Raw genomic sequence first — 7,832 nt, 5'->3', positions numbered from 1 at the left:
CAACAACTTTCCCATGAGGCCTCTAGGTTGGCTTTCTCCTTTAGAGTTCACTGTCCAATATGTTTGACAAACCTACAGATATTTAAATTGTATGAGCGGATTAAATCCTCGAATTTTCTACTTTTTTGGGTGTTCCTGTACCACTCCGGGCGATACCCCGTCTTACTCCCGGCGAAGCTGCCCAACCCGTAGCGCCACGGAAACCGCAATTTTTTTCGTCTCTCCGCTGTCAAAAGCGATTACGCCGATATCCCCGCTGCGGCTTACCAGCGTACCGGGACCGAAGGCCTTATGAAGCAATCGAATGCCGGGGATATAGTCCTTGGCAACGGCTGCAATGCGGGCCGCATCCGGCTCTTTCCGGACGGCCGGCTTTTTGACCACTGTGGCCGGCTGCACCGCCCGACCGGTTTCCAGCGGAAAAATTTCCCGCGCAAAAGACGACTCCAAACCAACCTTACGGAAGGTCACGATGCCGAGTTCCCGCTTGGCCCGTGTCAGTCCCACATAAAACAGCCGCCGCTCTTCCTCATAAGCGTCAAGTTCCTCCTGCTCAGCATTCGGTTCGGGCAGCATCTTAGGCAGCATCCCATCCGCCACGTCCATCAGAATAACCCGCTCGTATTCCAGCCCCTTGCTGGAGTGGATGGTGGAGAGCACAAACGGACAGTCTGCGTGCGTACCGCCCCGCTGCACCACCTCCCGTAGCTCTTCCAATCGGTCGAGCAGGCGTTCCGGTGTAGGCTCCTGCACCCCCAGCGCTTCCAGAATATCCGCTTTGCTCAAATCGCCGCCGCGCTCCTTTAAGTAATCCCCATAGCCCATGAAATGTACAATGCGGTAGACCGCCCTATCCGCTCGTTCGCGAAGCAGATTATTCAGGTGGGTTTGTAGCGCCTTGCACTGTTTTTGCGTCCACGGAGACGCAGCGGAAGAAGCGGCAATGCACCCCAGAATGGTTTCGCCTTCCGCTTCGGCACGGTCTGCCGCGACCTGCGCTACTACCTTGCTGATACCTGCACCCAGCTTGTAGTACAGACTCAAAAACAACTCGCCGTCGTTCGGATTCTGGGCAAAACGGATGATGTCCGTGATGTCGCGCACCACGCGGTTGGTAAAGAACAGGCTTTCCACCTGCCGGCAACGGTAAGGGATGCCCGCACGGTCCATGCGGTCGATGAGCGGCAGCGCGCTGTCGTTGTCCCGATACAAAACGGCAGTCTCCACCGTGCAGTTCTCTGCCAGCTTGCAGAGATAGGCATACTGCTTCTGTCGGTCATAGACCAAGCATTCACGCACCGCCGGGCCGCTGCCTTGCGTCGCTTTCATGTGTTTGGGACGGCGATTGTGATTTTTCTGGATAAACCGGTCTGCTGCCGCCACAATCTGTCGGGTGGAGCGGTAATTCTGCTCCATATACAGCACTTTGGCGTTTGGATAAACGGTGTCAAACTCGGTCAGTGCCTGCGGATAAGCCGCCCGGAAACCGTAAATACTCTGGTCCTCATCACCGACCATGAACAGATTGCCGCTCTGTCCCGCAAGCAGCCGAATGATGGCATGCTGGATTTTGGAAGTATCCTGCGCCTCATCCACACAGAAATACCAATATCGTGTTTGAAAATCACGCAGAATTGCAGGGTATTGGCGCAAAATCCGCAGTGCGTAGACCATCTGGTCATCATAATCCATCAGCTGTCGTTCGCGCAGCACCTTGCCGTATGCCGCAAAAAACGCAGCGAAGTCGACTCCCTCCACCTCAATCGCGGACAACTCCTCGCCCTTGAGCATCTGGTTTTTCGCATAGGTAAGCGCGGTCTGAAGCGCTTTAACCGTGCTTTCCGTGGCAAACTCCTTGCTTTGCGTTCGATACAGCTCGCTGATGATCGCGCTTTTCTGCGCGCCATCCTCAAGCAGCTGAAAAGCGGTACGTCCAAACGTGCGCTCGTAATAGCGAATAATTCGGCTGCATACACCGTTGATGGTGCGAAATTCCAGACGCTGCGCTTCTTCCTCCCCAAAGAAAGCGGCATACCGCGCATGCATGTCCCGTGCAGCCGCCACAGTATACGTCATGGTCAGAATGCGCTCGGGCGAAATGCCCCGCACATAGCGCATATACCCCAGCCGAGTTACCAGCACGGTTGTCTTACCGCTCCCCGGCACCGCCAACAGCAGCACCGGCCCGTCTACCGTCTGCACCGCTGTTTCCTGCTGTGCATCCAGAGGAATGGGAAATTGTGTTTTGAATTGGGAAAAATCCATGCTACGCTCCAAATTTGGGTGATTTTCTCAACAGAAATACATAGGTGTTTTCGTCCGAATGTTCTGGTGAAAAGGCATAATTCAAACAGGAAAACGTTTTGAGCGCTTCTGGACTTTCTGCGCGGGTTTCGGCCAGATGGCGCACCATTTCTCCGCGCGCCATCTTGCACAGCGTTCCTTTCTCCACAATTTTTCCGTCCTTCTCCTCTCCGAACACACAGGTGATAATCCGCGTCCCCGGTTTTTGATGGCGAGAGATACAGACGCTGTACTCCTTAGAAGCAAGATTGATAATGCAGTCGGTCTCCTGATACAGCCTATCTGCAATCTCGCTGCCCCAATAACCGTACAGGTCCTTCGCCCCATCGGTTTGCAGCTTGGCCTGCATCTCCAGTCGGTAGGGCGTTACCCCGTCAAAGGGGCGCAGCACGCCGTACAGTCCGGACAGGATGCGCAAGTGCATCTGCACATAGGCCAGCTGCTCCTCCGTGAACACACCCGGCGCCATGTACTGATACTGAATGCCCTCATAGGACAAAATTGCCGGGGTCAGGCGTGTGCGCAAATCCGTGCTTTGCAGCCGCTCCACATTCTGCGCAGCAATGGAGTCATTGCATTTCCAGAGTTTTTTCAGTTGCTCATACGACATGGATTTGAGCGCTTCGTAAAGCATTTGCGCCTTGTCGATGAAACACGGCAGCTCTTGCCACGAAAGCGTATCCGCATCCACTTTCATCTTTTTTGCTGGTGAAATGATAATTCACATATTTTTCCTCACGCCCATAAACCAGTCCTATGAACCGCCAAACACATACTAATCTGCTCGCTTGTCCAACTTTGCCTCATCGTCACTCTCCGGCCAGATACGCCAGAATTTCAGCAGCATTGGTATCCGGCTTTACCTTGGGCATCACCTTTTCGATGATTCCCTGCTCATTGATAAGGTAAGTGGAACGCACAACTCCCATACTTACCTTGCCATAGAGCTTCTTTTCCTGCCAGACGCCATAGGCCTGAATGGCCTGTAATTCCGGGTCAGAGAGCAGCACAAAGGGCAACTCGTATTTCTGTGCAAATTTCAGGTGCGAGGCTACCGAATCCTTACTGATGCCGATGACCACGACATTCTTCTCTTGAAACGCGCTGTAGTTCTGAGCAAAGGCACAGGCCTGACGGGTGCAGCCGGGCGTATTGTCTCTGGGATAAAAATACAAAACCACTTTCTTGCCCAGAAAATCAGACAGGCTGACTGCATTGCCCTCCTTATCAGGCAGTGTGAAATCCGGGGCTTTCGTTCCAACTTCCAACATAATAATCCTCCTCTTTCGTTGTTTTTTCTCCATTACAAGCATCAGTACAATCTGATGCTGAAAAAACGGACGCTCTGTTATGCTGCTTTTCACCGAACAACCGCGCCAAAACTTCAGTGTATTTCACAGCGGGAGCGAAAGTCCGGGTCGTATTTAGCGAGAATCTCTTTGCGTCTGGTGTAGACATACTGAAAGCTCTTCTTGCCGCGTGCATGCTCCCCTGCGTTTCGATAGCTGTGAAAGTCAATAAACAGGGCAAACAACAGGGCGGCAAGCTCTCCGAAGTCATCCAGACTGCAAAGGCTATACTCGTCGAGATTGTCTAGGACAACAGGCTCCTTCTCCACCTGAGACAACTGAACCCCGCCCTCATAGACAGGATACCGCATTCCCTCTTTACCAAGGCCCACCTCATAGATCTGCAAAACACGGCCGGAGCTCCGAAGCTCTGTATAATAATTCGCCGAAAGAAACGTACCCTTACGGATTTTGGCGATAGTTCCAATCTGTGCGCCGCTTGCGTCAGTGATGTCACAGGGCACTGTCCGCCACGAACCGTTACGCACCATTTTTTTGACGGAATCACCGAGATTTGGTGTAATCCTCAGCCAAGGTTCCCCTTGACGAAAGAGGGCAATTCCAGGCGCTGCGATAGAAAAGGGAACCTCTGCAGTACAGCAGGTCTGTCCGTCGCGCTCCAGAGCATAGCTCGCACTGCTGCCTGATTGGATCTGTCTGAGAAGTGCAATCATCCCTTGTATTCCTCCCTCTTTGCAGCCCATATCTTCTATGCCGCAGTCAAATCATCGCCTATTGGGGACGCGCTTATATGCAAAGCGTCACGTTCCCCCAATCGCGTAACATTGTTTGGTTCCTCCATATTGATAGACGAACAGGACCACCGATCGTTCGGCAGTCCTGCTTATCCTTATCATAATTCTCGGTTTCAGTTTTCCAGCGGCTTCATCGTGGGGAACAGAAGCACATCACGGATAGATGCCGAATCAGTCAGCAGCATAACCAGACGGTCGATGCCCATGCCCATGCCGCCCGTGGGAGGCATGCCGTATTCCAACGCGTTGATAAAATCATCGTCCATCATGTTGGCTTCATCATCGCCCGCCGCACGCAGCGCAACCTGACGCTCAAAGCGCTCACGCTGATCAATCGGGTCGTTCAGCTCGGAGAATGCATTGCACAACTCACGGCCAACCACAAAGCACTCAAAGCGCTCAGTCAGACGCGGATCGGATGCCTTGCGCTTAGCCAGCGGAGATACCTCCACCGGATAATCGGTGATGAAGGTCGGCTGAATCAGATGCTCCTCGACAAATTCGTCATAGCACTGCGCCAGCAGATCGCCCCAGCTTTCCTTGCCCTTCTCAATCTCCACACCCTTGGCCTTAACAGCGGCCAGCGCCTGCTCATCGTCCATCGCCATGAAATCCAGACCGGCATACTCCTTGACTGCCTCGGCCATGGTCATGCGGCGCCAGCCCTTGGCAAAGTCGATCTCGGTCCCCTGATAGGTCACCTTGGTCGTGCCAAGCACCTTTTCGCATACATGTACGACCATGTCCTCGGTAATATCCATCATACCATTGTAGTCGGTATACGCCTGATACAACTCGATGGTAGTAAACTCCGGGTTGTGCTTGGTATCCATACCCTCGTTGCGGAAGATACGGCCAATCTCATACACCTGTTCAAAGCCGCCCACGATCAGGCGCTTGAGATGCAGCTCGGTTGCAATGCGCATATACATATCAATATCCAGCGCATTATGGTGCGTAATAAACGGACGCGCCGCCGCACCGCCCGGAATGGTATTCAGGCAGGGCGTCTCAACCTCCATAAAGCCGCGTGCATCCATAAAGTTGCGAATCTCTCGCACAATGGCCGAACGCTTCTCAAAGGTATCGCGTACCTCAGGATTGACAATCAGATCCACATAGCGCTGACGGTACCGCATATCGGTATCCTTCAAGCCGTGCCACTTTTCGGGCAGCGGCGCGAGGTTTTTACTCAGCAGTGTCAGCTCATGCACTGCAACCGAGATTTCACCCTTTTGCGTGCGGAATACCTCGCCCGAAACACCGATGATATCACCGATGTCAAACTTTTTGTAGCCCTTGTAGACCTCATCGCCCACATTATCACGCTTGATATAGAGCTGCAAACGACCGTAGCGGTCGGACAGATCGGAAAACGAAGCCTTGCCCATAATGCGTTTGCTCATCATGCGGCCAGCCAGACGGACCGTTTTGCCCTCCAGCTCCTCAAAATGCTCATGAATATCGACTGTGTGATGATCGCGCTCAAAGCGTACCTGCTGATACGGGTCCGCACCCGCTGCCTGCAGCTCCGCCAGCTTTTCACGGCGGATACGCTTGAGCTCATGCAGTTCTTCTGCGGTCTGCTCGTGCTGTTCCTGCGCCTGATGCTGTTCTGCCATAGTTTCCCCGTCTTTCTTCTTTTATTTCTTAATATCCATTACCTGATACTTGACTACGCCGATCGGCGCTTCGACCTCGACGATCGTGCCGACCTTTTTGCCCAGCATTGCTTTACCGAAGGGAGATTCATCCGAAATCTTGCCCTCCATCGGGTCGGCCTCCTGCGAACCGACGAAGTGGTATTCCTCCTCCTCGTCCAGCTCAAGATCCTTGACCACAAAGCGGCAGCCGGGAGAGATTTCATCCGCTGCGTAGGTGTCGCCGGTTACAACGACCGCCAGCTTGATGATTTCCTCCAGCTCCGCGATGCGGGAGTACAGCTTACCCTGCTCGTTCTTTGCCTCATCATACTCGGCGTTCTCGGACAAGTCGCCGAACGAACGCGCTTCTTTCAGCTGCTCGGCCACCTCGTCCGCACGAGTGGTTTTCAGATATTCCAGTTCTTCCTTATAAGCGTCCAGGCTCTCCTGGGTCAGTTTGATTTCTTTTGCCATGATTGCAAACCCTTCTTATTCATAGGTTCAGCGGCATCGTGCGCCGCCGTACAGTACTCCTTATTATACGGTAACATTCGCCGCACTGTCAAGCGAGCAAGTGCATTTTTGCGCATTTTCACCGATATGGCACAGATTTATTCCAGAATTTCGACCGCTTTTTGCAATTGCGGGTCCTTCTCCGGCGAGAGGAAGTAAAAGTCCGCCAACTGTGCATCGGTCAATGCGACCTCGACATCAGGCGCGATGCCTACACCCGCCAGATTATTCCCTTTGGGAGTAAAATACTCCTCCACCGACAGGTTAAGCGCCGACCCGTCCGACAGTTCAAAGGTCTGCTGCGCGCGGCCTTTTCCCGTGGTATGCGTGCCGACAAGCGTCGCGCGGTCGTATTCCTGTAAGGCCGCAGCGAAAAACTCAGCCGCCGAAATGCTCTGGTCGTCCACCAGCACCACAATCGGCTGGTCAATCATCTCCGCATCCGACTCATACACGGTTTCACTGCCGCTTTTGGTACGCAGTGTCATAATCGTGCCCTCAGGCAGCAGCGGATCGAGCATTTCGCTCATCTCTTTGACGCGCCCGCCGCCGTTGTGTCGCACATCCAGCACCAGCGACTGTGCGCCGTCCGCCAGCAGTCCGTCCAACGCCTGTTGGAACTGGTCCGCAACACCGACGTGGAAATTTTCGATGCGGATATAACCGATATTGTCGTCCAGCATCTGGCCCCACGCCATCTTCTGGGTCACCATCGCGCGATGCATGGTCGCCTGCTGCACGGTGCCGCCCTTCTCTTTGCTGAACGATACGGTTACCTCTGTGCCTTCCTCACCCTGAATCGCATCGATAACGGCATCCGCGCCGTCTTTCTCGACCGTCAAGTCCTCCGCGCCGACGATATAATCTCCCTTTTCGATACCTGCCTGCGACGCAGGAGAGTCATCACACACCAAACTCACACGCACACTGTCCTCTCCGGTGATGACTGTCACACCGATGCCGCAGCCCTTACCCTCACTGCTCAAACGATAGGCTTCATATTGATCAGCCGGGATATAGGCCGACCACTGATCGTCCAATCCGGTCACGTAGCCGACCGCCGCATAATCCGCGACTTTCTCTGCATCCAGATCGCCTACATACTGTTTCGCTGCAATACGGTCAATTTCGCGCAGTTTATCCTCTACCGCAGACGTGCGCCAACCCGTCGCTGCAAAGCAGCCCAAGACCGATGCCGCCGCCGTGGTCACGCAAAGAAATAGCGCCGTTCCCACAGAGACCTTGTTGTCCCGCCATCCAGACATCCG

7 protein-coding genes are annotated in these 7,832 nt (G+C 53.9%); all 7 read right to left on the bottom strand.

The features are described 5' to 3' along the window. Positions 1-162: 162 nt before the first annotated feature. Entirely contained in the window at positions 163-2,265 is a 2,103-nt protein-coding gene (locus ACESSO_RS15935; RefSeq protein ID WP_373166534.1) for an ATP-dependent helicase, read from the bottom strand. 1 nt (position 2,266) lies between these two features. After that, positions 2,267-3,019, bottom strand: a complete 753-nt coding sequence (gene yaaA, locus ACESSO_RS15930; RefSeq protein ID WP_373166536.1) for a peroxide stress protein YaaA — start codon at positions 3,017-3,019, stop codon at positions 2,267-2,269. 94 nt (positions 3,020-3,113) lie between these two features. Then, positions 3,114-3,575, bottom strand: a complete 462-nt coding sequence (gene bcp, locus ACESSO_RS15925) for a thioredoxin-dependent thiol peroxidase (RefSeq protein ID WP_373166533.1) — start codon at positions 3,573-3,575, stop codon at positions 3,114-3,116. A gap of 113 nt (positions 3,576-3,688) precedes the next feature. Continuing rightward, entirely contained in the window at positions 3,689-4,327 is a 639-nt protein-coding gene (locus tag ACESSO_RS15920; protein ID WP_373166532.1) for a hypothetical protein, read from the bottom strand. Positions 4,328-4,521: 194 nt separating this feature from the next. Then, a complete protein-coding gene (lysS, locus tag ACESSO_RS15915; RefSeq protein ID WP_373166531.1) occupies positions 4,522-6,030 on the bottom strand; it encodes a lysine--tRNA ligase in 1,509 nt (502 codons plus the stop codon). A 21-nt stretch (positions 6,031-6,051) separates the two neighbouring features. Then, a complete protein-coding gene (gene greA, locus ACESSO_RS15910; RefSeq protein ID WP_373166530.1) occupies positions 6,052-6,525 on the bottom strand; it encodes a transcription elongation factor GreA in 474 nt (157 codons plus the stop codon). 137 nt (positions 6,526-6,662) lie between these two features. After that, the gene (locus ACESSO_RS15905) at positions 6,663-7,829 is read right to left on the bottom strand and encodes a S41 family peptidase (protein WP_373166529.1); all 1,167 of its coding nucleotides are present in this window, start codon (positions 7,827-7,829) and stop codon (positions 6,663-6,665) included. Between the last annotated feature and the right edge of the window lie 3 nt (positions 7,830-7,832).

Origin of the sequence: Agathobaculum sp. Marseille-P7918 (genome assembly GCF_964248325.1) — a bacterium.
Classification (GTDB): Bacteria; Bacillota; Clostridia; order Oscillospirales; family Butyricicoccaceae; genus Agathobaculum.
This window is presented reverse-complemented; position numbering and strand designations above follow the sequence as displayed.

Coding starts and splice junctions, on each gene's coding strand:
- ACESSO_RS15920 (WP_373166532.1), bottom strand. CDS start 4,327: ATGATTGCACTTCTCAGACAGATCCAATCAGGCAGCAGTGCGAGCTAT.
- lysS (WP_373166531.1), bottom strand. CDS start 6,030: ATGGCAGAACAGCATCAGGCGCAGGAACAGCACGAGCAGACCGCAGAA.
- greA (WP_373166530.1), bottom strand. CDS start 6,525: ATGGCAAAAGAAATCAAACTGACCCAGGAGAGCCTGGACGCTTATAAG.
- bcp (WP_373166533.1), bottom strand. CDS start 3,575: ATGTTGGAAGTTGGAACGAAAGCCCCGGATTTCACACTGCCTGATAAG.
- ACESSO_RS15905 (WP_373166529.1), bottom strand. CDS start 7,829: ATGTCTGGATGGCGGGACAACAAGGTCTCTGTGGGAACGGCGCTATTT.
- ACESSO_RS15935 (WP_373166534.1), bottom strand. CDS start 2,265: ATGGATTTTTCCCAATTCAAAACACAATTTCCCATTCCTCTGGATGCA.